Source organism: Okeania sp. SIO2C2 (assembly GCF_010692625.1).
Classification (GTDB): Bacteria; Cyanobacteriota; Cyanobacteriia; order Cyanobacteriales; family Microcoleaceae; genus Okeania; species Okeania hirsuta.
This window is the reverse complement of the sequence record NZ_JAAHGM010000001.1, coordinates 143,876-166,985: the sequence shown is the minus strand read 5'-3', so window position 1 is coordinate 166,985 and position 23,110 is coordinate 143,876. Positions and strand designations below refer to the sequence as shown.

The following is a 23,110-nucleotide window of genomic DNA, read 5'->3' as shown; positions in this document are numbered from 1 at the left end:
TGAAACCCTTAGATAAATTGGCGCAGTCTTATTGGTTTAAGAAATATTATTGCTGATCACTACGATGAGGTAAGATCAGAAATTTAGTGGGGAGTTTTGCATCAGATATTCCTCTTTTATTAGAGCAATTAGAAGTTTTATTACCTCCTCTTTCTAATGAATGAAGATGTTGGGTTTCGCTCCCTCAAAAATTGTGTTACTTATATGATATAATCAACCAGCAAAATTATCAGCAATTAAGGGAAAAAAGTCGATTATGGCAACTTATTTAATCACAGGAACTAATCGTGGTATTGGCAAAGAATTATGTAAACAAGTTCATAGCAAAGGTAATAAAGTAATTGCTGTTTGTCGTCAATCTAATCAAGAATTAGAAAATCTAGGAGTGCGTTTAGAAACTGGGGTAGATATTACTTCTGAAAAAGATGTTGCTAACTTAGTTAATCGTCTAAAAGGGATAAAATTAGACCTACTAATTAATAATGCTGGAATAGTCGAAATAAATTCTCTAGATGATTTAGATTTTGATAGTATTCGCAAACAATTTGAAGTGAATGCTATAGGAACTTTACGCCTAACTCATGCTTTATTACCCTTGATGGAATCAGGCTCAAAAATTGCTATTATTACCAGTAGAATGGGTTCAATTGATGATAATACTTCCGGTGGTACTTATGGTTATCGAATGTCAAAAGTTGCTGTTAGTATGGCAGGTAAATCTTTATCTGTCGATCTAAAACCACAGGGAATTGCTGTAGCAATTTTACATCCTGGTTTAATTAGCACTAGAATGACAAATTTTACAGGAATATCTCCCGCAGAAGCAGCAGAAAATTTGTTAGCTAGAATTGACGAATTAAACTTAGAAAATACAGGTACTTTTTGGCACGCAAAGGGTGAAGTATTGCCTTGGTAGTAATACTATAGCGCTACGCGCAAGTCAGAAGTAATTCCTGCCTAACTTTGAGGATTTATCAAAAAAATATGGGTCTAAAACCCCGCCTTTTAAGGCGCAATATTTTTGGAGCGTTGCTCTAATCCCCTACTTCCCCTCCTGGGAGGGGTTAGGGGTGGGTTAACTTCTGAGTTCTGAGTTCTGAGTTCTGACTTCGTTAAAGATGTCCTCCTTCCTTCTGTTGTAGATAACTAAATACCTTCTTCCTTCTTCCTTCTTCCTTCTTTCTTCTTTCTTCTTCCTTCTTCCTTCTTCACTCAAATTCTACATTTTCATAAATATCTGACAAAGAGATTTGAAACTCAACCGAACTTAAAGATAAAATAGCACCATCACCTTCGTATTCTGACAACCACCATTTGCCATCCTCAGTTTTGCTAAACTGTTCGACATAATATCTGTATTGGTCGATGAGAATATATTCCCGCAAACTATTTACTCTCCGATAATACTCAAATTTTTGTCCCCGGTCGTAGCTTTCTGTCGATCGCGATAATTCTTCGATAATTATCTGAGAATTAGTAATAGTATCTTGTCTACCTTCAGCATAAATAACTGGAGTGGCAATGACCATTATATCTGGATAGGTGTAGATGTTTTTTTCTGGTATTGACAAGCGTAGATCGCTCATAAAAGTTTCATAAGGTTGCCCTTTAATGCCATACTTTAATGTTGCGTAAAAGTTACCAACAATTCGATTGTGATTTACAGTTCCTCCAGTCATGGGTATTATTTCTCCATCACGATATTCACTTCTAAATTCAGCGTTTTTTTCCCGCTCTAGATACTCTTCAACAGAGTAGCGAATTTGAGTTGCTTGCATTTAATTTTCTCCTATTCAACTATCATAATACTAACAGTTTATTGCTTAAATTTGAAGTAAGAAGGAAGAAGGAAAAATATTACGTTGTCTGAGTTTTAAGCATTTATTAGGAGTCAGAACTCAGCAGAGAAATGAGATTCAAATCCCATCCTATTTATAGTCCAGTAGGGTGTGTTTTGCTGTCGCATAACTCCGTTAACGCTCCGCGACATGTTTGCGGAGCATGACTATCAGAAAAAGCAGTAGCGTAACTGAGTAAAACCCTATATCTATTGTCATTGCGTAACTCTTATTATTATTATTATGTTTGCTTCTCCCTGTACGGACGTTGCATGGAACGTCCGTAACCACTCCCCCTCCTGGGAGGGGTTAAGGGTGGGTTCCCCGCTTAAGAAAATTCTGTCGATCGCTGGATTTAGTATTACAATGAATATATCAACAGAAACTATGTGATTAAAATTATATTATGCAAAAATTTGTTAGTCTATTTTCCCTCATAGCATTATTACAATTACCAATAATTGTTCAAGCTCAAGAAGAAATAGTAGACCCCATAGAAAGAGTAGTTTCTGCAGGATTAATGACCAAAGATGCAGCCGGAAAATTTAATCGCAATGAAATTATTAGTAGAGCCGAATTAGCGTCAATTTTAGTCAAAACATTTGATTTAGAAAAACGTGAATCTTCCCAGAAACAAAATGTTAAATTAAAAGATGTTTCTTCAGATTATTGGGCTTATAATGATATTCAAATTGTCCTCAAAAATGGTGTAATGAGTGGCTATCGTGAGGGAATGTTTTTTCCCAATTATAAAATTAATCGGGCAGAAGCATTTGCAATTTTTGCTCAAGCTTATGGTGTTTTTCAGTTTCCTGAAGAAAATACTAAAAAGCTATTAAATAATTACCCAGATTCAGATAAAATCCCGAGTTGGGCAACAAAATCAATAGCAACAGCATTGTATGAAGGTTTTGTGAATACTGAACCAGGTACAAACAACATAAATCCTTTAGAACCGATGACTCGTGGAGATATGGTTTATGTTTTGAATGCTTATTTAGACCGTCAACAACGCCCTGCATCTCTTCCCTGGAATGATGATTTGGTTCCAGGTGCAACCAGGTGATATTCAGAAGGAAGAAGGAAGAAGGAAGAAGAAAGAATAAAGAAGGAAGAAGGGAATGGGGATAGTCTTCGACACACCATTTCGTGTCTACAAACCCCAACTAATTGTCAACACCGCGAGTGAACGCAGGGTATTAAACTCAAAATAAAAAGATAAAAAAAGTGGATATAAACAAGGTGAAATTTAAGTATCAATTCCAAATTGAAAAAATTACAAATTATGGCAGTAACAATTATTTACTCCTTGAGCAAATATTGAAACTTATAACCAACTTCCCAAACTGTTTTTATCTACTCAAAATTATATGTAGTTTCAAAGCACTATTACAAGTTCAATAATGTTAAATTAAATATATTTTATCCGATGGCAAAAAAACGAATTTTACTAATAGATGACGAAGAAGATATTAGAGAAGTAGCTCAACTTAGTCTAGAAATAGTAGGTGGTTGGCAAGTAATTACAGGTAGCTCAGGTAGTGAAGCTGTTGCTAAAGCAGAAGTAGAACAGCCAGATGCTATTCTCTTAGATGTAATGATGCCTGAAATAGATGGATTTTCTACTCTTAAACAACTACGAGCTAATCAGGCCACTCACCAAATTCCAGTAATTTTCCTGACAGCGAAAGTTTGTTCGGAAGATCGCCATCAATTTTTGCAGTTGGGAATAAATGGAGTAATTAATAAGCCTTTTGATCCTATGTCTCTGGCAACTGAAGTAGAGACAATTTTGGGTTGGGTTCCATAGTAGTAAACCATTTCTCAAAAACTGTTCTACATTTTCTTGAGTGGGGGAGTAGGGTAGTAGGGGAGTAGTGGAGAATTAAACATGAGAATCATTAACATTAACTGGGCTGCTAATTAGCAAAAAAATTATCATACCTGTATTAATTACATAATAACTGAAGTTTTACTTAAAAATAGTATTAATGAGTGGGAATTGGTTTAATTACTTTAAATTGACTACTGACTACTGACTACTGACTACTGACTACTTCTTCAAGTTCAAAAAACTCTAAACATTAGTGTCTAAAATTACGCAGAAAAAAAAAATTTGATATAAACTAAAGTAATATATTATGCAAAGTCACTCTGTAGACTTAATATATGTCAAACTGGGAATTTTTGCTACAGAAAGAAGGCGATAGAACCTGGCTACCTCTAGAATCATCCGATGTGGAGATTCTAGAAGGTCGTTATCGGATTGTGGCTCATACCCATATAGCCAATACAGAAGTCCAAATTCAGATTATTCACGATTCTCTCGAAGAAGTTCCACCCTTAAGGCGAGTTCAGAAACGTTCTAGCCGTACCCACTCTCAAGGTCTAATCTCTATTATCCCTTTTACCCGCCTCAAACCTGGTAAATGGGAATTTCGTTGTCAAAGTAAACCAACTACATCATCTGTCAAAGCAAAACAACATATTGTCCATTTAGAAGTATTGCCCACTGATTATGATGATTCAGATTTCTCACAAACACTAGATGTTCAGAGTCAGGAACTATATCCATTAGTAGATTCAGAAACTCAGGAAAATGAGTTGATTGCTAATGAAAATATATCTGTTTTTTCTAGTCAAATAAGCTCCATAGATCATCCAGAAGAAAATACAGAAAAAAAAGACTTTGAATTAACAACTAAATCAGATGACATAGAATTATTGGATGCTCAGATTGAAGAGAAAAATTCCACTAATTTACTAGATGATGAGGAAGAAGATTCAAGTATTCAAGCTCAAAACCAACTCGAAGAACAAAGTCATCCATCAGACATTAAAGATACAGAGGAAAAATTAAAAGAACTAACTGAAACTCTCAGACATAATTCATCAATACTTGGGCAAGTTGAGCAACAACAAGCAATAGAACAAGCAATAGAATTAGAGGCAAATCAACAGGCAGATACCAACATCACTAATCAGACTAACTCTACTATAAATTATCCTTTACAACTAACCTTAAACCAAGCATCTTATACTGCTCAACCAGGAGAAGCTTTAATTATATCTGGTCAAATAATCTTAGATAATCAAGCTCAAAATATTCAATCTACAGAAGGTTTAAATCACCTTATATCCCAGAATACTTTAACAAAAAATGATTCCTCCATTCCAGAAAATAATACTCCAATAGTTAATGGTAATTTAAAAATTTGTCTGCGTAATCCTCAAACTTCAGAAATTTTAATTGATATACAACAAGCTCTACCAGACCAAGTTACACCTATTATATTTGCTTGTACAGTCAATGTTCCAGAAAATATTAAAACTCGTTTAATATTAGGGCAAATTATCCTCACAAATAATACAGCTACTTTAGCTAATACATCTTTTACAATTACAGCCCCACTACAGAATTGGTTAACAGCAATTGATGATAATTTTACTGAAGATGACTATCAGGAAATGGCTGCAAAAATAACTCAGGCAGCAAGAAAATCAGAGCAAAAATCTCCTTCTTTTCAGGAGTTAGTAGAAAAAATTAATCAAGTTAAACCCCAGAAGGAATCTGATATAGAACAACCCTTACCACCACAGATATATCAACCTGTTGAAGGAGAGGAAGATTCTGGAACACTAGAGTTACCAACCTTTGGAAACCCACCACCGGAAACAATGGCCAAAGATCAGACTCTGATTAATGAGTTGCTGGCCAAGTCAAATGCTCCTCAAGATTCAGATGAATTAGATGATGTCTGGGAAGATTCAAATAAACTTTCAGAACAGACTAATTTACAAGCTGAAGAAATAGAAAATTCAGAGTCGGAGTCGGAGTCGAAAACTACTGAGGAAGAGGAAGTTTCTTCTATAAATCAGCAAAACCTTGTTCCCTTTCCGACAAAATTTGCTCCTAGAAAAGAGGCATTTAAGGCTTTGAATTTAGAGGATAGATTTTTTTCTCGGCTGAATTCTTTGGTTAATGATTCTGAGTTGTCCCAATGGATGAAAGCTTCTTCTTTATCTCCAACTGAAGAATTAGAGAATATATCAGAAGATCAACATAAAACTGGAACAGATAAGTTGCAAGATAGTGACTCTATAAATACGATAGTTGATGATGAAGAACTTGCCAGTGACAATTCTGATGAAATTAATTGGGAAGCACAAGAGTTTGTTGTTGAAGATGAACAAATAGAGCAGCAAGAAAAGCAATGGAATGATGGTTTAGCAAATGTTTCTCAGTCGGAAGATGAATCAATTTCTAGACAACCTTATATTTTACCAGACGATCAACCAGTGCCAGTGCCTCATTTAGAAGTACTGGCTAAAGATGTAATTGCTGGAAAAGATGTAAAAGTTAGAGTACAATTACCGGAGGGTTTGCCTGGTATTTATGTTAAGATTTGGGTTTACGACCGCCAAGCTCAAACAATAGTTGCAGGACCACGTTGGTTAACTGACTTTATTCCTAATGGCATGGGGGAAGTAGAGGTAATTACAGAACTGTATATTGCTTATGGTTGTTTAGAAATAAAAATTGAAGCGATCGCAGCCGAAGTACAAACTAACCGCGAAAGTCATAGAGTAGTTATTGAACATTTGGTAGTTCCTCCTCCTCCTCCAATTTTGCCTTTTGATGATTTGAATCTGAGTTAGGCATGATTTCTAAGTGAGTTCTGGGGCAAGACCAACTTGTAGGTACTAAGGCAGGCCAACCTTTGCGTAAAGCTTCTATACAGACAGCATGAACTGTTAATTGGCAGTCTAACATTTCGACCCCTTCTTTTTCAGCTTGTTTCTGGCTAATTTTCGTTATAGAATCATCGTTAAATTCAAAAGTTTTGTGACATTGAAGACAGACTAGATGATGATGTTTATGATGGTTGGGGGAGTTAATCTCATAATGTTTGTGTCCTTCAGCTAATTCTAGTTCCCGCAAAATACCTACTTTTGTCAAGAGATGTAGGGTTCGGTAGACAGTAGAAAGGCTAATTTTTTCCTGTTGATGTAACAACAGATTATATATTTCTTCTGCATTTAAGTGTTTACCTTGAGGTAAGTGTTGAAACATTTGTAAAATAGTCTCCCTTTGGGGAGTCAAACGCCAACCTCTTTGATTTAGTTCAGACTTAAGTGAATCATGCTGATAGAATACCATTTTTATGATTGCCCAGATTTGCTTCTGAATAAATGCATTACTACATATTAGAAAATATATACTTATTGAGAGATTTTTGCAAGAGCTAATTGGCCTCAAGGCTGACACCGTTTCACGGAAGTCAGAAGTCAGAAGTCAGAAGTTAGATTCGATCAGCTAAAAACTTTGACAAGACAATAGCTTTAGGCAATTATTTGATATTTAGAGGAGCGAAACTATTTGTAAAATCAGGTGTAATATCATGTTCAGTTGAATACTTATAAGTAACTTAGCGAGGAGTCAGGAGTCAGGAGTCAGGAGTCAGGAGGGAAGAAAGGAGAAAAATCAAGATAATTTAAGTATTTCAAGATAATTTAAGTATTTATTTGGTACTGTCAGTTCTGAAATTTTATTTATAACTGACCCGTCCGTTAGCGTAGCTCCCCCGGAGGGGGAACATGATATAAAATCAACCATTATTTCAGAAATAGACATCTGGTAAAAATCAAACATAAAATCAATTATCGTACAGAAATTATCAATTATTTCCCCCTCCATACCTATTCCCTATTCCCTATTCCCTATTCCCTATTCTCTGAAGATGTCTAATGAGACTTGATATTAGCTGAGAGCTAAATGGAGTGTAGTTGCCAAATTCAAAGACAAAAAAATTTCTACTACTACCTTTTCATATTATGTCTGCTTAATTAATTATAAAAAATCCTAAAAGCTATACATCTGTAATATCATGTTCAGTTGAATACTTATAAGTAACTTAGCGAGGAGTCAGGAGTCAGGAGTCAGGAGTCAGGAGGGAAGAAAGGAGAAAAATCAAGATAATTTAAGTATTTCAAGATAATTTAAGTATTTATTTGGTACTGTCAGTTCTGAAATTTTATTTATAACTGACCCGTCCGTTAGCGTAGCTCCCCCGGAGGGGGAACATGATATAAAATCAACCATTATTTCAGAAATAGACATCTGGTAAAAATCAAACATAAAATCAATTATCGTACAGAAATCATTAATTATTTCCCCCTCCATACCTATTCCCTATTCCCTATTCCCTATTCTCTGGAGATGTCTAATGAGACTTGATATTAGCTGAGAGCTAAATGGAGTGTAGTTGCCAAATTCAAAGACAAAAAAATTTCTACTACTACCTTTTCATATTATGTCTGCTTAATTAATTATAAAAAAATCCTAAAAGCTATACATCCGTAGATTATTTAATTATTTATTAACAAATAAATATGATTTTTCGTATTTCATATTACTTCTGCTGTAATATTATGTCCGGTTGATTACTTATAAAAAAAATTAGGGAGGAGTCAGGAGGGAAGAAATAAGCAAGAAATAAGAGGAGGAAAAGGAGAAAGTTTTTTTGATCGCGTAAGCGGAACGGAGTTCTATCGCTAATTATCCGGACATAATATAAGTCCTCAGCACAATTGTTTATGAAATGTCTAAATAATTAGAGAATAATAAAGTAACTATAAAAGTGGAGAAAAATACAAAAACTGAGGGGGTGCATCTCACTATTTGCAAAAATACTTTTTTCCTATATATTCTCTATTTCCTGTTGCCAGATAAGCTGTTGCCTAAAAGCGATAATTTTTTGGCTTTATTCAAAATTGAGATGCACCCAACTAAGGGCTAATTGTTAATTTTTATATGACACTTCCAACGAGTACTAAATAATGCTTTAATAACATACTTGGGATTAATCTAACTTGCCTAGTTTATAGAAAAAAGGCCATGTTTAGAGAGTGAATGTACAAGCAAAGATTAAGAAAGCATATTGGCTTAATATTCGGAATATTAGGTGGGTTACGGTGGCATCATTTTAGCTGTGTCACGCCACTATACCTAGATTTAATATTCCTTTTACAAACAGTCTCTTAGAGCTAATTAATCAGATTTTGTCCCGAAAATTCGATCAAAATATCCATAATCAATCAACAACTTAAAAAATGAATGAAGAAAAACGTCAAGCATACTGGCGTGCCAACAAAGCATTAATCAGAAACTTGCTAATAGTTTGGGCTTTAGTGTCAATTGTTTTTAGCATTTTATTAGTCCAACCCTTAAATGCAATTCAATTCTTTGGTGTCCCCTTGGGTTTTTGGATGGCACAACAAGGTTCAATTTATGTGTTTGTAATCTTAATTTTTACCTATGCCATTCAAATGGATAAACTCGATCAAAAATACAACATGGACAAACTCGATCAAAAATCTAATACTGACAGGAGAGACTAAATGACTGTAGAAGTCTGGACATTTATACTCGTTATTATTTCCTTCATGGGTTATCTGTACATTGGATGGCGATCGCGAGTCAAAGATAGTAAAGGTTTTTTCGTTGCCGATCAAGGTGTACCTGCTATTGCTAATGGTGCTGCTACTGGCGCTGACTGGATGTCTGCTGCCTCATTTATTTCAATGGCAGGGTTAATTTCTTTTTTGGGTTATGACGGTTCGATCTATCTGATGGGATGGACTGGCGGTTATGTGTTGTTGGCACTACTACTAGCTCCATATCTGCGGAAGTTCGGGAAATATACAGTACCTGATTTTGTAGGCGATCGCTACTACTCAAATGTTGCCCGTATCGTTGCAGTTATCGCTGCTATTTTTGTTTCCATGACTTATGTTGCGGGGCAAATGCGCGGTGTCGGTATTGTTTTCAGTCGCTTTTTGCAAGTTGATATTGGTACTGGTGTTGTCATTGGGATGATTATTGTCGCCTTTTTTGCCATCTTAGGTGGAATGAAAGGCATTACTTGGACTCAAGTCGCCCAATATACTGTACTCATTACTGCTTATCTAATTCCAGCTATTGCTATTGCCACAGTTATTACAGGTATTCCCATTCCTCAATTTGCTTTTACCTTCAGCGATATTGTGGAAAAACTAAATCAAGTGCAGGTAGACTTGGGTTTCCAAGAATACAGCGCTGCTTTTACTAACAAAAGTATGCTGGATGTTTTGTTTATCACTATTGCTTTGATGGTGGGGACTGCTGGTTTACCCCACGTTATTGTCCGTTTCTACACAGTACCTAATGTAAGAGCTGCTCGATATTCTGCTGGTTGGGCGTTATTGTTTATTGCTATCTTGTATACAACTGCTCCTGCTTTAGCAACTTTTGCCCGATACAACTTAATTGAGAGTTTACACAACAAAACTTTGGAGGAAGTGCAACAGTTAGACTGGGCGACAAAGTGGAAAAATACGGGTTTATTAGAATTTACCGATAAAAATAATGATGGTAGCTTCCAACTAACCCCAGATATAGAGACTAATGAAATTAGGATCGACAGGGATATCATTGTTTTGTCTACTCCAGAAGTAGCAAAACTCGCTCCTTGGGTAATTGCGTTAGTGGCAGCAGGAGGATTAGCTGCTGCTTTGTCTACAGCATCAGGTTTGTTGTTGGTAATTTCTAGCTCTATTGCACATGACGTTTATTATCGGATGATCGATCCAGGAGCATCGGAGTCGCGACGGTTAATGGTAGGGCGGATCATGGTAGGATTTTCCATTGCTATTGCTGGTTACTTTGGGGTTAACCCACCAGGGTTTGTTGCTCAGGTGGTAGCTTTTGCTTTCGGTTTAGCTGCTGCAAGTTTTTTCCCGGTGATTATTTTAGGAGTGTTTGACAAACGCACTAACCGAGAAGGAGCGATCGCTGGAATGGTAGTAGGTTTATTGTTTACTACTATCTATATTATTGGTGTCAAATTTGCCGGAATGCCAACATGGTTTTTCGGCGTTTCTGCTGAAGGTATTGGTACTGTGGGAATGGTGTTAAATTTTATTGTGACTTTGGTAGTTTCTCGGATGACACCTCCTCCACCATTGGAAATACAAGAGATGGTAGAAGATTTGCGATCGCCTGTAGCTGTACCTGCTCCAATTGCAGATATTGGGGAGGAAGAGTTGGATTAATTTCAAGACAGAAGAAGAGAGGATTAACTTAATCAAATCAGGACTTACGCAGCAGAACCCAGAAACCCGGTTTGTCGTAGATGTTTTTTGTTCAAACAAAAAATTATTTTGGGAGGACATTCTGCGGGTGGCAGAGTGGCAATAGAAAGTGCTAGTCCTCACTTTTTTCCGCAAGTGGTCGCTGCTTTTGGTTATGGAGTACATTCAGCAGCAGGTACAATGCTCGGATATGAAGCAGCAACAATTTTACCTCTCCCTGACTTACTACCACTATTGTTAATAGGTGGTACTTGCGATGGAGTCATTGCTAATAGTAGTCACCGTTATGGTACTGTTTGGGAAGAAGCCACAACACCAGTATCGCGGACTTTTCACGAAGCAATTTCTGGAGGAAGAAATGACAGCTATCTAATGTTAGTCGAGGGAGCTAATCATTTTTCTTTTGCCGATCCATTTGACCCGACAACAGGTAGACCTTTTCTTGACTTTCCTGCGACTCAACCAGAAGATGAAATTCGTTCTCTCATGGCAGAAACAATAGGTTTATTTATTGATGCTCATGTTCGTCAACAGGTAACAGCATTTGATAAACTGAAGGAACTACTTAATAACCGTCATCCCTTAATTAAATCATTGGAACGCAAATAATCTCTGAAATGAAATCAACACAAATTAATCAACCCGGTGACGAAGAGAAAGCAATCTCCTAACCCCATGAGATTGCTTCCTTCCACTCCGTTCCAGTCGCAATGACTTGGGTATAGTAATTATCCGGATTTGATATAATTTACAACATAAAATTTGATTAGCGGAATCAATTAATGAAACGACGGACACTATTTAATTTATTAAGTCGAGCTGGTGGAACGACTGCCGTTCTGATCGCTCTCCATGCCATGGGTTGGAGATCAACCTATGCTCAAACAACTAATCGACCTAGACTTGGAGGAGAAACAGGTGCTGGAATTAAAGTCATCATTTTGGGAGCGGGAATTGCAGGTATGACCGCTGCCTACGAATTGACAAAAGCTGGATATGAATGTATTTTGTTAGAAGCTCGAAATCGTGCAGGTGGTCGCTGTTGGACTTTGCGCCATAAGGATGTAATCAATGAGATTCATCAGCAAGGGCAACGCTCTGAGAAATGCCCATTTGATAATGACAATTCTCTCTATTTCAACCCAGGACCAGCTCGTATACCTTACCACCACAAAAATATTTTGAGTTATTGTCAAGAGTTTGGAGTGCCACTAGAGGTGATCGTTAATGAAAATCGGGCAGCCTACTTTCAGGATGATCAAGCTTTCGGTGGTTCTCCTGTGAACAGCCGACGTGTCATAAGTGACAGCAGAGGCTACATTGCTGAGTTACTAACTAAAGCTATTGGTATTAATGGATTAGATCGGGATGTATCCCCAGAAGAACAAGAGCGTCTGTTAGAGTTTGTCAAAGGATTTGGTGATTTAAATTCAAAGGGGGAATATGTGGGTTCTAGTAGAGCTGGATATGAAATTCCCCCTGGTGCTGGAATAAACACTGGTAGAAAACATGAGCCTTTGCCATTATCTGAATTATTAAATTCTCGGTTCTGGGAATACAAAATGCATTTCGGTGAAGGTTATTGGCAAGCAGCTACGATGCTGCAACCAGTGGGTGGAATGGATGCCATAGCTAAAGGTTTTGAGCAGCAGGTGGGTAGACTTATTCGCTATAATGCTGAAGTAACTAAAATTCGGCAGCATTCTGATGGGGTACAGGTGATATATCGCGATCGCAAAAGGAATCAATATCAGTCTGTTGATGGTAAATTCGCAATTTGTACCATACCCTTATCTGTACTGAAAAATATTAAGGCCGATTTTTCCGTAGAACATCAAGCTGCGATTACAGTAGGAGCATCCTCCTATAGCCACGCTATTAAAGTAGGATTTCAGAGTAGGCGTCGATTTTGGGAAGAAGACTACAATATCTACGGTGGTATTTCATGGACAGAGGGAGACATTACTCAAATTTGGTACCCCTCAACAGGTTTTCATAATTCTCAAGGTATTATTGTTGGTGCTTACATCTGGAGTAATGAGATTTCAAAACGCTGGGAAGCTATGACATCTAAACAGCGACTATCCTTAGCTATTTTAGAAGGGGAAAAGATTCACCCAGGGTATAATCAGGAAGTATCCGTAGCAAATGGCTGCACGGTAGCTTGGGGAAAAGTACCCTACAGCGAGGGAGCTTTGATCAGGTGGGAGCAAGATAGCAGGAAAAAAGCCTATTTAGTTCTAAATCAACCTGACGGAAATGTATATTTTGCCGGAGACCATATGAGTTATTTAACCGGATGGCAGGAAGGGGCTATTTTGTCAGCTCATAAAATTGTTAATGAGATTACTACTAGAGTACAAAATTCTTAATTTATAGGAGAAAGAGTGAAAATGAAAAAAAATAGAATCTTATCAGCACTAAATCGCTTTGCCATTAGCCTGATTAGATATAAAACTATGATGATTATTACTTTTTTAGGTGTGATTTTATCTCTACTAACTTTGCCTAGCACTCAAGCTGCGGACGATGTGATTATTCGCCACCCCATTCCTGGTTCTAGTTTTCCTATTGCCCGAGCTGTAGAAGTTCCTCCTAGCGTTCAACAGGTTTACCTAAGTGGTCAAGTTCCTCCCGTTGTGGACGATACAGTCGATAAAACGACGATAACCGCCTTCGGAGATACTAAAACTCAAACTGTTGGAGTTCTCAAACGCATCCAGAGTATCTTAGAGGATTTAGACTTGACTCTAGGAGATGTGGTGAAAATGCAGGTCTTTTTGGTTGGCGATCCGGCCATGGATGACCGCCTTGATTTTAAAGGGTTTATGGAGGGATACACACAGTTTTTTGGAACTCAGGAACAGCCAAAGTTACCAGCTCGCTCTGTTATGCAGGTTGCCGGGTTAGCTAATCCTGGTTGGTTAGTAGAAATTGAAGTTACAGCAGTACGACTATAAAATCAGCAAAGCTTGAACAGGATCAGACCTAATTTCCTATCAGATACATTCGCTATAATTATCTAAAAATTGTCTATAGAACCCATTTGGTATCTCCGCAAAGGTGAGTTTTTTTGGCAAAGGAGTCAGAAGTTAGGAGATTGAGAAATAAAATAATCAAACTCAAGACTGCATTCGCTGAATAATACCAATAGACTTTTTGCGTGGACTCGTGATGGTATTGATGATATTAGACTATGTACGGATGTTTTTCTCTAATGCTAACTGTAACCCTCTGTTGCCTGTTCCCTACTCTAATATATGAAAAACTCAATGAATACAGAAACTTGGACATTTATTTTCGTAACAATTTCCTTGATGCTTTACCTATACATTGGATGGCGATCGCGAGTCCAAGATAGTGAAGGTTTTTTCGTCGCCGATAGAGGTGTACCTGCTATTGCTAATGGTGCTGCCACAGCAGCGGACTTTATGTCTGCAGTTTCATTTATTTCTATAGCAGGAGCAGTATCAATTTTAGGTTATGATGGTTCTTATTATGTAATGGCAGCAACAGGAGGTTATGTACTTTTGGGTTTGCTGCTTGCTCCATATATACGAAAGTTTGGGAAATATACCTTACCAGATTTTATAGGCGATCGCTACTATTCTAATATTGCTCGTATCGTTGCGGTTATTGCTGCTCTGATTATATCCATAACTTTTGTTGTTGGGCAAATGCGAGGTGTTGGTATTGTCTTTAGTCGGTTTTTGCAAGTACCTATTGAAGTTGGTGTTGTCATCGGTATGGTTATAGTTGCCTTCTTCGCCATCTTAGGAGGGATGAAAGGCATTACTTGGACTCAAGTTGCTCAATACTTTATACTTATTGTTGCTTATTTGATACCAGCTATTGTCATTAGTAATATTCTGACAAATATTATGAACAAAAAATTAGCTCATATCATTTCCGGTAGCATCGGAGCGTGTATAAAATTAAGGTGACAATAGGAGAAAACCTTCTGCCTCCTGCCTCCAGGATAGCTGCCTTCCTTCCACCAAAGTCTAATTATTCAAATGGACATGAATCATACTATGATACCACAAGCAAATCACGATGAGTTAGCACGACAAAACTTTGTTAAAAGTTTCAGAAACTATCTGTTTGGAAAAATGCGAAATGACTTAAAGTTGGTTTACCAAGAGACTGTCAAACCACAATTTGAAAAAGAAAATCAACGTTCCCCTAAAGATCGTTATGAAATTCGGCGGGAAATGCAGCAACAACCATCTTATAAGTGGTACAGTAGCTGCAAACGTATTACCCAAGAAATGATGTGGGAATCAGTAATTACTACTGTCGAACGTCAACTACCAAATTTGGTGGAATGTGCCAAAGATAGGGAAAAACCCCTGGGAACACTTATCCTAAACCCGGAATTAAAAATTCCCACCTACCAAACTGCTGTAGATGTTCATTGTATGCCTGGAGGATACAATAGCGAATACACTCAAGATGACGTAGCGGCAGGTGCTATTTATGACTTGGGAGTTTATGTTGCCATGAGAAACCCTAAGTCTCTTCGTGATGTCAGAGGTCAGACGGTTATTCATAAATTCTTGAAGCAGCAATACCCAAATTTTCAACCAGGGAAAATTCTAGATATGGGTTGTACAGTGGGTGCTAATACTTTGCCTTATGTAGATGCTTATCCAAATGCTGAAGTTTATGGTATCGATCTAGCTCCTGCCATATTACGCTATAGTCATGCACGAGCAGAGTCTTTAGGAAAACGGGTGCATTTTAGCCAACAGAATGCTGAGAAGACTAACTTTCCAGATGAATCATTTGATTTGGTGGTAAGTCATATTTTGCTACATGAAATGCCTGTGCCAGCAATTCGGAATGTTTTCCGTGAAAGTTATCGTTTATTAGCTCCAGGTGGAATAATGATACATCAAGATGCGCGTTTGTTTCGTCATCTAGATTTATATACTGCGTTTATCTATGATGAAGAAACAACTAATAATAATGAACCTTTCTGGAGTGCCATGCGGGATTTAGATTTATTAGCTGTAGCAAGGGAAGCAGGTTTTTCGAGAGATAGTCTGATTAACACACTGCTGGAACAAAGTAATGGAATGCAGTCATTCATTATTGTTGGTAGTAAATGATAAAAAGATAAAAAAAAGATGATTCCTAAACAAGCAAAAGGTAAGCGACCAGTTTATTTGGATAATACAGATAACGATAAATTACTGGCAATAATAATGGCATTAGCAGGAGAGGTATCAGTATTGCGGGAACGCTTAGACACCATTGAAAAGTTATTAGTAGCTAAAAGTATTATTTCCTCTGAAGACATTGAAAATTATCAACCAGATGCACAAGTAAATGAGGAACGGGAGCAATGGCGAACTGATTATATTACTAGAATACTGAGAGTTATAGATAATCTCAAATAAAAATGTAGTAGTGCTAAGGCAGCAACTTCTTCTGTTTAAAATCTAGGCGATATTACATCCGAAAATTTTCAGAATTATTAAAGTAAGTTTTGTAGAAGAAAAGTTTGTAGTGTTGCTTGTGAGGCTTAAAATTTATAGCATATTCCTCCAAAAAAACTTTCTCTTCTACTGCTCTTTCTTCTTATTTCTTCCCTCCTGACTCGGTCCTCCTGAGTTTCCCTCCTGGGATGGGTTAGGGGTGGGTTGACTCCTAAAGAATTAAGATTAATATCATACACGCGCTTCAGCAAGACCGTTTATCCTTTATCCTCTTTTCCAGCGATCGCTTTTAGCTGTGTCTACTTCCATAAGATATATTAGTGAAGAAAAGATTACTATAATATATGAAAAACTCAATGAATACAGAAACTTGGACATTTATTTTCGTAACAATTTCCTTAATGCTCTACCTGTACATCGGGTGGCGATCGCGAGTCCAAGATAGTAAAGGATTTTTTGTCGCCGATAGAGGTGTACCTGCAATTGCTAATGGTGCTGCCACAGCAGCGGACTTTATGTCGGCAGTTTCATTTATTTCTATAGCAGGAGCAGTGTCAATTTTAGGTTATGATGGTTCTTATTATGTAGAAGCAGGAACAGGAGGTTATATACTCTTGGGATTACTGCTTGCTCCATATCTACGAAAGTTTGGTAAATATACTTTACCAGATTTTATAGGCGATCGCTACTACTCTAATATTGCTCGCATCGTTGCGGTTATTGCTGCCCTTATTATATCTATAACTTTTGTTGTCGGGCAAATGCGAGGTGTTGGTATTGTCTTCAGTCGGTTTTTGCAAGTACCTATTGAAGTTGGTGTTGTCATCGGTATGGTTATAGTTGCCTTCTTCGCCATCTTAGGAGGAATGAAAGGCATTACTTGGACTCAAGTTGCTCAATATTTTATACTTATTGTTGCTTATTTGATACCAGCTATTGCTATTTGTAATGCTCTGACAAATATTCCGATTCCAGAATTAGCTTTTACTTTTGGTGACATTGTGGAAAAACTGGATCGAGTTCAAGTTGACTTAGGTTTTCCAGAATATACTGCTGCTTTCACACAAAAAACTATGCTAGATGTTCTATTTATAACTATTTCTGGCATGGTGGGTCTTGCTAGTTTACCCCACGTTATTGTTCGTTTCTATACTGTACCTAACGTGACAGCAGCCAGATATTCTGTAGGTTGGGCATTATTATTTATTGCCATTTTTTCTACAACTGTTCCTGCTTTAGCTGCTTCTGCGCGATACAACTTAATTGAGAGTTTACACAACAAAACTATGGAAGAAGTACAACAGTTAGACTGGGTGACAAAGTGGGAAAATACAGGTTTGTTAGAATTTACCGATAAAAATAACGACAGTCGTTTGCAGTTAACTCCAGATACAGAGACTAATGAAATAATTCTCGATCCGGATATTATCACTCTCTCTACTCCAGAAGTTGCAAAACTCCCGCCTTGGATAATAGCATTAGTGGCAGCAGGAGGATTAGCTGCTGCTTTATCTACTGCATCAGGTTTGTTATTAGTGATTTCTAGTGCCATTGCTCACGATGTTTATTACCGCCTGATTAACCCAGAAGCATCAGAGTCACAAAGATTAATTTTGGGTAGAATAATGGTAGTATTAGCGATCGCCTTTTCTGGTTATTTCGGTATCAACCCCCCTGGTTTTGTGATTGAGATAGCAACTTTGGGAGTTGGTGTCGCTGCTGCTACTTTTTTTCCAGCAATTATTTTGGGAGTATTTGACAAACGTACCAACCGGGAAGGAGCGATAAGTGGTATGATAATTGGTTTAGTGTTTACAACTATCTATATTGTTGGTGTAAGATTCTACGCAATGCCGACATGGTTTTTGGGGTTGTCCGATCAGGGTATCGGTACAGTGGGAATGTTATTGAATTTTGTTGTGACTTTTGTAGTGTCTCGGATGACAGTTCCTCCACCATTGGAAATACAAGAGATGGTGGGAGAGTTGCGATCGCCTTTAGCTGCACCTGCTCCAATTAGGGATATTGGGGAGGAAGAGTTGGATTAATATTCTTTTGGGATCATGGTTATCAGTTAAACTTTATTCTATGGATGAGATGACGGAAATGCAAGCTAGAGATGGCATAAAGACCGATCAGCAGTAATATCATGTCCAGATGATTAAGTATAATAAAAATGTTTTCCTCTCAATGTTGAAGAAATATCCCAAATTTCCACTCCTATCAAGTCTTCCCTCTTAAATTTACACCTACCACCTACCACTTAAAAACTGTATTATCACTAGAGTTGTTGGGAAATAACAATTGAACAATGCTCAAAACCTTATAGAATAAGCTTTTCATGATTCTCGGACTGAAAACGCTATAAACCTTGACCAATAAGGGTTTTAGCCATTTTTTAGCTTAATTCCCAACAACTCTACTAATTAAGCGGACATGATATAAATCAAGCAATAGTAATATTTTGACTCGGGAAAATTTTAACATCACCATAACCCCTAGAGTAAATTAGAACTCTGGGGGTTATGATGATTAATTGGTAGTGCAGAGTGCAAAGTGTGGGATAGGTAATATCAAATCCGGTTAAACAGCCATAGAATGGTTAAGTTAGGAGTCCTCAGGAGTCAGGAGACAGGAGTCAGGAGGAGAAAGAATTACAAAGATGAGGGTAGTTATGACGATTGAAGATTTTTTTTATGTCCAATTAAACGGATTTGATATAAATAGATCATTCCCACTCCAGGGTGCGATCGCCACCCCTGCTCCTTGTGCAGCAGTCTTTTCCTTGCGACTATGAACCCAAATCCAATTGAAATAACTAACCACTAACCTTACCGTTATCTCAGTTTGTTCCCAGACTTTCCCAAATTTATTCTGGGGTGCGATGCCATCGACCTGTTTGCTGGCGGAAAATTCCATTGGTTCTCTCTAACTGCTGCGTTTGCTCTTTGCCTATAATATGATTTACCTCTGGAGGGAGAACTCGCTCATATCCTCCCCAGTCATCCCTATGCCATTGTTTACAGTCTGTTTTACCTTCCGTGTTAACGATAACTTCTTCTATGAACTGGTCTGTATGTTTACCAACTCTTGCCATGAGAATCAGTCCACTTGATCAGGCTTGGGTCATACCAATCCCACAGTCACCTTCTATCAATTCATTTGTCTGACAGTTTTTTTGTGTCTTGAGTGCGTCTTACATTCTGGGGTCTCCCCAGAATTACGCACTCGCTTTTTTTGAACAAATGACCAAAACTCATCACTACTAATCTGTGAGGTTTGAATATTTTCTACATTGGCATTATGAATCATCTGTCCTTTTTGAGAGGCTGCTCTCACCACACTGACTACTTTATTATAGGCCAGATTCACGCTCTCGACTAATTCCTCTTAAACTACTACCCTCGACATAAGCTTGCAAAACCATCCGCATTTGTTCAGGCTGAACCTGTCTACGATAGTATAGAGTGTCGAAGGTGTAACTGTTTGCGCAACATTCCGAAGGAAAAGTTTGCAAGCATTCAGGACAATAATATCGTTGACTTCCTTTGCTCGTCTTTCCATGATACCCGAGTTTTGTGATGGCCACATAGAGGATATTCCATAAGAATTAAAAGTATTAAGGGACAATAGTTATATGACCATTCCCACACTTTCGCACAGGCACAACCATTAAATCTTTCTCATAACCAAAACCCTGTAGGGGCGTTAGCGGAATGAAAACCGCTGTAAGTCCCACTAACTATACCACCAGACATGATATGATTACTGATTGTAAGCTGGAAACTTACAAAGTACAATTCTAGTTCATTCCTCCATAGAGGTGATTTGGCGTTGGCGTAGCAAGTGTGGCAGCTATATCGCCACCTTCATCCAAGCCGCACAATAGAGTAACTTGAGCCTAACTAACCAGTGCTTGTAAAGCCTCCCTGAGTTCATTAACCGTTGTAGTTGCAGTGCCAAATATACGCACCACCAGACTAGCAGCCAAATTTCCTAAAACAGAAGCCTCCCAACTAGAAGCACCCATACTCAAAGCCAAAGTCAAAGCAGCAACAACCGTATCACCAGCACCAGTAACATCAAAAACATCTGTCCGGTTAAAAGCTGGAATATGCCAACAATAAATCGGAGTATCACCAGTACCAGAAAGAATAAAAGAAGGTGAGGGATAATTAGAAGTATTTACGCGATCAAACAAACTCATCCCCTCCTCGCCACGAGTAATCAAAACTTGCTCTGCATCTGTTAACCTTAATAAGTCAGATCCTGCCTGATATAGAGTATCAGAATTAGTAATAGCATATCCTACTGCTTTCTCCGCTTCAGGAAGATTAGGAGTAAATATAGTAGCACCCTTGTAACGCTGTAAATCTTTCTGAGTATCTACTATAGTTCTTTGTGGATGAGATATAGCAGCCTCTATAACTGGTGTCGTCAAAACACCATCTCCATAGTCTGAGCAAATTACTGCATCTACCGTAGCAACTTGTCGTTGAATATACTCTGCCAATTGCAATTGCAAATCAACTTCTGGCAGATCGTCAGATTTTCGATCTACCCTAACAATTTGTTGAGTTACAGACTGACGAGCATGACCAGAAATTCTAGTTTTAGTTACCGTCGGGCGATTTGGATCGACTAAAATTCCAGTAGTATCAACTCTAGCTGTTTCAAAAATATGACGCAGTGCTTTACCTTGCTCATCTTTTCCTAACAAACCTACAACCTTAACTTTAGCGCCCAACTTAGCAAAATTATAAACTGCATTAGCTCCCCCACCAGGTACTTGCTCCGTAGTTTCGTGACGCAGAATTAATACTGGTGCTTCACGAGAAACCCGCTCTACCTGACCAGTCATAAATTCATCCAGGGTTAAATCTCCCACCACTAAAACCTCAACTTGAGAAAAACCTGCGAGTAAATCAAGTAGTCTAGGTGTAGCAGCTTTTAGTTGAGTAAGAAATTCTGAATCTAATACCATAATTTGTTTTTCTTTGAGTCAAAGAGTTATACCATTTTTATAAATGTTTGCTACAAATACTTAAGGTGTTTTTAGTAGTCAGTTAGGGGAACCGTCGGATTGGCGACGTACAGTAGCCAGTAGTCAGGAGGAATCAAATCTTTTCTTTTAGTCAATGTATATATTAAAATAATTTAGCAGCATAGCGCGTGTTGTATTTATAACATTCTTTTTTCAAACTGGTATTTGGGGAGAAAAAATTAGTCAAATTATTGAAGTACAGACCAATAAATATCTCTAGAAAAGAGAGAGTAGGGAGTAGGGGGAAATAATTGATAATTTCTGTGCATTGAAGAAGGAGACAGGAGACAGGAGACAGGAGACAGGAGGAAAATTACATGGGGATAGTCAACGACCTGCCGCTCCGCGTCTACGCTCCCCCAAGTAATGCGTGAACACCCTGTAGACGGTGGGGTATTAAACCCACAAAGAAAATGATAATTGACTTTATTTTTGATTATCGGATATGTCTAATAGACTTGTTACTTTATAACTTAAAAAATCCCCAAAAAGCTTGTTATGTAAGGATTCTAGATATTATAAATTAAAAATGCTGAGAATTATTGCTCTGTCTAGGTTGGAGCGATTTTTTCCCTCTATTTAGCGATATAGCGCTGTGCGCAGGCAACAGGCAACAGGCAACAGGCAACAGGGGGAATAAAAGACCGATAATACAAGACTTTTAGCTATTGGACAGTTCTTGTAATTTGTAAATATGCCAGCGCACATTGCTATAACTCTAATGTTAATAAATTATATCAAGTCCGTTTAATTGCACATAGATCAAATTTATACCCATAGAGAATAGGGAATATGGAATAGGGAATAGGGAATAGTAAAATTTCTAGCAATACTAAACGTTTCAGGGTTTAGCATCCTTGTACTGGCCTTAGCGGAAGCTCTGCCCCAGTAAACGGCCGTTTGCCTCTGCTGACTACTGACTACTAAATTGAAGTGAGGTTGTTTAACCGGATTTTATATTATCCCCAGAATATATCAATATTCCAGGGGAAAAAAATATCAGAATAATCAATAACCAATTTTTAATGACTGATTTTACTACTTCAACTTTTGTTTGATAATAGTCACAAGTTGAGCCATTTGTTTTTTCAACGCTGCAATTTCAGCTTGCATTTTCTTAACTTGAGCTTGCAACGCTTGAATATCGCCAGAACTTCCCCCCAAAGCAGCAACTTCCATTTGCTCACTCGGGCGTTTTTTGGCCAAATCAAAGGCAGACTTAATAGCTGCAGTTAGCTCTTTTTTCTCAAAAGGTTTTTCTAAAAAAGCAAAAAAATGTTTCTCAAAAGGTTCAGGAATTTTATCTGTCACCTCTTCTTTACGGCCTGACATTAATACCAATGGAATCTTCTTTAGCTGAGATTGGGATTGAATTTTTTGGAACACTTCCCAACCAGTAACTTTTGGTAGTAGAAAGTCCAACATAATTAAATTCGGACGTTCCTTAATAATAAATTTCAGTCCCTCTTGGCCATCCTTTGCCTCTATAACATTAAAGTTTCCTTGGGGAAGCATTTCTTTGACTCTTACCCTAATAACTTTACTATCATCAATAACTAAAATTTTGTGTCCTGCCACGACTAGCTCCTCCAGTTATCAGTTAGTGTTTCAAATTAATCTTATCTATATTCCTGTAATCAGCCATCAAGATT

Annotated in this window: 19 protein-coding genes and 1 pseudogene; 13 read left to right on the top strand and 7 right to left on the bottom strand. The window is 37.7% G+C overall.

All coding sequences use genetic code 11. From position 1 onward, the window contains the following. Nucleotides 1-256 precede the first annotated feature (256 nt). A complete protein-coding gene (locus tag F6K18_RS00695; RefSeq protein WP_287517702.1) occupies nt 257-916 on the top strand; it encodes an SDR family oxidoreductase in 660 nt (219 codons plus the stop codon). A gap of 159 nt (nt 917-1,075) precedes the next feature. On the opposite strand, the gene F6K18_RS00690 is transcribed toward F6K18_RS00695, so the two are convergent. Then, nucleotides 1,076-1,216 carry a hypothetical protein gene (locus F6K18_RS00690; protein WP_287517700.1) on the bottom strand — a complete coding sequence of 47 codons (141 nt, stop codon included), beginning with the start codon at nt 1,214-1,216 and terminating at the stop codon, nt 1,076-1,078. Then, nucleotides 1,209-1,778, bottom strand: a complete 570-nt coding sequence (locus tag F6K18_RS00685; protein WP_287517699.1) for a Uma2 family endonuclease — start codon at nt 1,776-1,778, stop codon at nt 1,209-1,211. The genes F6K18_RS00690 and F6K18_RS00685 overlap by 8 nt, the downstream gene beginning before the upstream one ends. Before the next feature lie 466 nt (nt 1,779-2,244). Here F6K18_RS00685 and F6K18_RS00680 point away from each other — a divergent pair, with 466 nt between their 5' ends. From F6K18_RS00680 to F6K18_RS00670, 3 genes are all read left to right on the top strand, one after another. Continuing rightward, a complete protein-coding gene (locus tag F6K18_RS00680; protein ID WP_287517697.1) occupies nt 2,245-2,904 on the top strand; it encodes an S-layer homology domain-containing protein in 660 nt (219 codons plus the stop codon). Nucleotides 2,905-3,267: 363 nt separating this feature from the next. Further along, on the top strand, nt 3,268-3,648 hold the full coding sequence (locus F6K18_RS00675; protein ID WP_287517696.1) for a response regulator: 381 nt from the start codon (nt 3,268-3,270) through the stop codon (nt 3,646-3,648). A 359-nt stretch (nt 3,649-4,007) separates the two neighbouring features. Continuing rightward, the gene (locus F6K18_RS00670) at nt 4,008-6,497 is read left to right on the top strand and encodes a hypothetical protein (protein ID WP_287517695.1); all 2,490 of its coding nucleotides are present in this window, start codon (nt 4,008-4,010) and stop codon (nt 6,495-6,497) included. On the opposite strand, the gene F6K18_RS00665 is transcribed toward F6K18_RS00670, so the two are convergent. Further along, complete coding sequence (locus F6K18_RS00665) at nt 6,430-6,999, bottom strand: transcriptional repressor (protein WP_287517693.1); 570 nt, start codon at nt 6,997-6,999, stop codon at nt 6,430-6,432. The two genes, F6K18_RS00670 and F6K18_RS00665, sit on opposite strands and share 68 nt — an antisense overlap. Nucleotides 7,000-8,951: 1,952 nt before the next feature. On the opposite strand from F6K18_RS00665, the gene F6K18_RS00660 reads away from it, so the two are divergent. From F6K18_RS00660 to F6K18_RS00625, 8 genes are all read left to right on the top strand, one after another. Further along, nucleotides 8,952-9,239, top strand: a complete 288-nt coding sequence (locus F6K18_RS00660) for a DUF4212 domain-containing protein (RefSeq protein ID WP_287517690.1) — start codon at nt 8,952-8,954, stop codon at nt 9,237-9,239. Then, nucleotides 9,240-10,931: a sodium:solute symporter family protein gene (locus F6K18_RS00655; protein ID WP_287517687.1), complete on the top strand. Its 1,692-nt coding sequence runs from the start codon at nt 9,240-9,242 to the stop codon at nt 10,929-10,931. A gap of 87 nt (nt 10,932-11,018) precedes the next feature. Beyond that, the gene (locus F6K18_RS00650) at nt 11,019-11,579 is read left to right on the top strand and encodes a hypothetical protein (RefSeq protein WP_287517685.1); all 561 of its coding nucleotides are present in this window, start codon (nt 11,019-11,021) and stop codon (nt 11,577-11,579) included. Between the two features lie 173 nt (nt 11,580-11,752). Beyond that, nucleotides 11,753-13,342, top strand: a complete 1,590-nt coding sequence (locus tag F6K18_RS00645; RefSeq protein WP_287517682.1) for a flavin monoamine oxidase family protein — start codon at nt 11,753-11,755, stop codon at nt 13,340-13,342. Nucleotides 13,343-13,363: 21 nt separating this feature from the next. Beyond that, nucleotides 13,364-13,930: a RidA family protein gene (locus F6K18_RS00640; RefSeq protein WP_287517680.1), complete on the top strand. Its 567-nt coding sequence runs from the start codon at nt 13,364-13,366 to the stop codon at nt 13,928-13,930. A gap of 312 nt (nt 13,931-14,242) precedes the next feature. After that, on the top strand, nt 14,243-14,914 hold the full coding sequence (locus F6K18_RS00635) for a hypothetical protein (protein ID WP_353734976.1): 672 nt from the start codon (nt 14,243-14,245) through the stop codon (nt 14,912-14,914). Between the two features lie 72 nt (nt 14,915-14,986). After that, entirely contained in the window at nt 14,987-16,084 is a 1,098-nt protein-coding gene (locus F6K18_RS00630; RefSeq protein ID WP_287517679.1) for a class I SAM-dependent methyltransferase, read from the top strand. An 18-nt stretch (nt 16,085-16,102) separates the two neighbouring features. Continuing rightward, entirely contained in the window at nt 16,103-16,375 is a 273-nt protein-coding gene (locus F6K18_RS00625) for a hypothetical protein (protein ID WP_287517678.1), read from the top strand. A 125-nt stretch (nt 16,376-16,500) separates the two neighbouring features. Here the strand turns inward: F6K18_RS00625 and F6K18_RS00620 are convergent, their stop codons facing one another. After that, nucleotides 16,501-16,665, bottom strand: a complete 165-nt coding sequence (locus F6K18_RS00620) for a hypothetical protein (RefSeq protein WP_287517675.1) — start codon at nt 16,663-16,665, stop codon at nt 16,501-16,503. A gap of 93 nt (nt 16,666-16,758) precedes the next feature. Between F6K18_RS00620 and F6K18_RS00615 the strand changes: the two genes are divergently transcribed. After that, on the top strand, nt 16,759-18,462 hold the full coding sequence (locus F6K18_RS00615; protein ID WP_353734975.1) for a sodium:solute symporter family protein: 1,704 nt from the start codon (nt 16,759-16,761) through the stop codon (nt 18,460-18,462). 646 nt (nt 18,463-19,108) lie between these two features. Here the strand turns inward: F6K18_RS00615 and F6K18_RS00610 are convergent. From F6K18_RS00610 to F6K18_RS00600, 3 genes and pseudogenes are all read right to left on the bottom strand, one after another. Next, nucleotides 19,109-20,034: pseudogene (locus tag F6K18_RS00610) on the bottom strand (IS1 family transposase). A 281-nt stretch (nt 20,035-20,315) separates the two neighbouring features. Further along, nucleotides 20,316-21,398, bottom strand: coding sequence for a bifunctional heptose 7-phosphate kinase/heptose 1-phosphate adenyltransferase (locus F6K18_RS00605; RefSeq protein ID WP_124144636.1), 1,083 nt, complete (start codon nt 21,396-21,398; stop codon nt 20,316-20,318). Between the two features lie 1,098 nt (nt 21,399-22,496). Beyond that, on the bottom strand, nt 22,497-23,036 hold the full coding sequence (locus F6K18_RS00600) for a PleD family two-component system response regulator (protein WP_124144635.1): 540 nt from the start codon (nt 23,034-23,036) through the stop codon (nt 22,497-22,499). Nucleotides 23,037-23,110 lie beyond the last annotated feature (74 nt).

What these genes read in the sequence shown, in the direction of transcription:
- F6K18_RS00695 (WP_287517702.1), top strand. Translation starts at nt 257, where the DNA reads ATGGCAACTTATTTAATCACAGGAACTAATCGTGGTATTGGCAAAGAA.
- F6K18_RS00685 (WP_287517699.1), bottom strand. Translation starts at nt 1,778, where the DNA reads ATGCAAGCAACTCAAATTCGCTACTCTGTTGAAGAGTATCTAGAGCGG.
- F6K18_RS00680 (WP_287517697.1), top strand. Translation starts at nt 2,245, where the DNA reads ATGCAAAAATTTGTTAGTCTATTTTCCCTCATAGCATTATTACAATTA.
- F6K18_RS00675 (WP_287517696.1), top strand. Translation starts at nt 3,268, where the DNA reads ATGGCAAAAAAACGAATTTTACTAATAGATGACGAAGAAGATATTAGA.
- F6K18_RS00670 (WP_287517695.1), top strand. Translation starts at nt 4,008, where the DNA reads ATGTCAAACTGGGAATTTTTGCTACAGAAAGAAGGCGATAGAACCTGG.
- F6K18_RS00665 (WP_287517693.1), bottom strand. Translation starts at nt 6,999, where the DNA reads ATGGTATTCTATCAGCATGATTCACTTAAGTCTGAACTAAATCAAAGA.
- F6K18_RS00660 (WP_287517690.1), top strand. Translation starts at nt 8,952, where the DNA reads ATGAATGAAGAAAAACGTCAAGCATACTGGCGTGCCAACAAAGCATTA.
- F6K18_RS00655 (WP_287517687.1), top strand. Translation starts at nt 9,240, where the DNA reads ATGACTGTAGAAGTCTGGACATTTATACTCGTTATTATTTCCTTCATG.
- F6K18_RS00645 (WP_287517682.1), top strand. Translation starts at nt 11,753, where the DNA reads ATGAAACGACGGACACTATTTAATTTATTAAGTCGAGCTGGTGGAACG.
- F6K18_RS00640 (WP_287517680.1), top strand. Translation starts at nt 13,364, where the DNA reads ATGAAAAAAAATAGAATCTTATCAGCACTAAATCGCTTTGCCATTAGC.
- F6K18_RS00635 (WP_353734976.1), top strand. Translation starts at nt 14,243, where the DNA reads ATGAATACAGAAACTTGGACATTTATTTTCGTAACAATTTCCTTGATG.
- F6K18_RS00630 (WP_287517679.1), top strand. Translation starts at nt 14,987, where the DNA reads ATGGACATGAATCATACTATGATACCACAAGCAAATCACGATGAGTTA.
- F6K18_RS00625 (WP_287517678.1), top strand. Translation starts at nt 16,103, where the DNA reads ATGATTCCTAAACAAGCAAAAGGTAAGCGACCAGTTTATTTGGATAAT.
- F6K18_RS00615 (WP_353734975.1), top strand. Translation starts at nt 16,759, where the DNA reads ATGAAAAACTCAATGAATACAGAAACTTGGACATTTATTTTCGTAACA.
- F6K18_RS00605 (WP_124144636.1), bottom strand. Translation starts at nt 21,398, where the DNA reads ATGGTATTAGATTCAGAATTTCTTACTCAACTAAAAGCTGCTACACCT.